Source organism: Flavobacterium sp. AK-301 (assembly GCF_058310215.1).
In genome coordinates this window covers 1-2,281 of record NZ_JBZEES010000029.1, presented here as the reverse complement: position 1 = coordinate 2,281, position 2,281 = coordinate 1, and the positions used below count along the sequence as shown (strand labels likewise).

Annotated in this window: 1 protein-coding gene; it reads left to right on the top strand. The window is 36.9% G+C overall.

What is annotated here, in order from left to right; genetic code table 11:
* On the top strand, positions 1-2,281 hold a 2,281-nt coding region (locus tag AC4FQX_RS15045), incomplete at both ends, for a hypothetical protein (protein ID WP_491168539.1).

Genomic DNA, 2,281 nt, shown 5'->3' with positions numbered 1-2,281 from the left:
GAAAATTCACAGCTGATCTAATTAGTAAAACAGACGTTCTGTGTTTCAATGATACAAATGGAACAGCTACTATAAAAATAAATAATGCTATAGATCCTCAGTATAGTCTCGATAATGGTGTTTCCTGGATTGTTGCTCCTGTAGATACTAATTCACAATTTACAGTAGACAATCTTGCACCGGGTGAATATATCATTAAAGTAAAAAATGTAAGTACTCTATGTGAGTTTCAAAAAATATTAGATGTACCGGTAACAATTGTGAAGCCTGAGGAATTAACACTTTCAGTAGGGAAACAGACTTTGATCACTTGTAATGCCGTTACCGTAGAACTGAAAGCAGAAGGTGGATCAGGTCACAATAAATATGTATTAGAATTTCCTAACGGAAGAACATTGACTCAGTCCGAACATGAATTTGCCGGTCTGATGGTAAAAGGAAAATATACAGCAACCGTAACAGATAGTAATGGTTGTTCGGCAGTTGTTTCATTTGATCTGATAGAATCAGAAGAGATTGTTGCTACTGTCACACAGGATTGCTCTTCCTATGATTTTATTGTTGATATAACAGGAGGGAAGCCTTATATAATAGAAGGAGAACCCAATTATTATATGAAAGAAGTAGGTGTGGAAGGTGCTAGTTGGCAGAAAACAGGCACAAAGTTTAGTTCCACCAAATTACCGGGAACCCATAAATTTGCGATTCGTGATCAGTTGGGTTGTGTAACAGAAATAAGCATAGATGTTCCGGAACGATTTATCGCTTCAGCAACATTACAAAAAGAACTGGATTGTTCAGCAGATTCCAGAGCAGATATAAAATTAACAGTACAAGGAGGTATTGCTCCTTTTCAGTATCAGATTTATAAAGACGGAACACCTATAGGCTCCTTAGTTGAACTGACAGGAGTAACAATAGATTATAAAACAGCAGAACCGGGAAGCTATACTTTTAAAGTTATAGATTCTTTTAAAGATAAAGAAGGCAAAGGTTGTGAATATACAACAGCTGAAGTAGTGGTCGGACCATTAGTGTCTCCTGTTGTAACAGCAACTCCGGAAGCAGTTATTAAGTGTCACGGTTCAGAAACCGGAGTGATTAATGTAGACATTACAGGAGGAACTGCTCCTTATACTATTACAGTTGTTAATACAGATACCAATACAGATTATAAAACTCAGACCACAGGCTTACCTGCCGGGAATTATAAAGTAACCGTTGTTGACGATAAGGAATGCAGTGCTTTTGTAACCGTAAAAATCGAAGAGAATGATCCGATTCAATTTACTTGGGATAAAGAGGATCTCGTATGTAGATCAGAAGAAGATGATTCGTTTGGTGCGATTTATGTCAAGACAGTTACAGGAGGAACCGCTCCTTATACGTATTATTTAAGAAATAGTTCAGGAACTCTAATAGGAGGACCTCTAACAACAACAGAAGTAAATCATACTTTTAAAGATTTAGATTTTGGATTTTATGATGTTGAGGTTATTGATAAAAATGGTTGTCTGTTTTTTGAACGTAACATTAAGATTGCTTCACGACCGAGCGATTTGACGGTTAATACAGAGATCGTTGCGGGAGAAGGTTGTACTCTTGGATCAGCAATAGTTACGGTTAAGGGTGAATTACTGGGGGATAAACCTTTCTTTTTTGCCATTTATAGAGGAAGCAAACCTAATTATCCGGGTCCTGATTATCGACCGGCAGATGTCGGTTCGAAAGGATTATCGGCTACATTTGACGATCTTACTCCGGGTGTTACCTATAGTTTTATTGTATATGATAGTAGTACAGGTTGTTATTATTATGATAGAGCCGAGTCGCCTGTTCCGTCATTACCAACACTAATTTCTAAAGTTACCCCTGTAAATGTTAGCTGTAAAGGAGACGGAGACGGAAAAGTGAGTTTCACCCTTATAGGTCATAACGAAGGAATTAGTTTAGTAGAATATCAAGTTTATCATGCTTTAAGTACTATGCCGGTAGAAGGAGTAGGAATGAGTGGAGAAGCCTTTGAAGTTGGAGGTGTTGTTAGTAAAAATGATATAGGACCATTAGAACCGGGAGAATATTTTATTTTACTTAAAGAAAAATTAGGAACTGAAGATGGTTGCATTCAGGCTACTGAATCCTTTAAAATTACAGAAGCCACTAATAAGCTAAACCTAGAGGAAGAAGAATTTATAATTAAAAACGCGAATTGTAATGCAAAAGGACAGATCACAGTAATAGCAACAGGCGGAGCAGGTAAATACAAATATTCTATTATGCC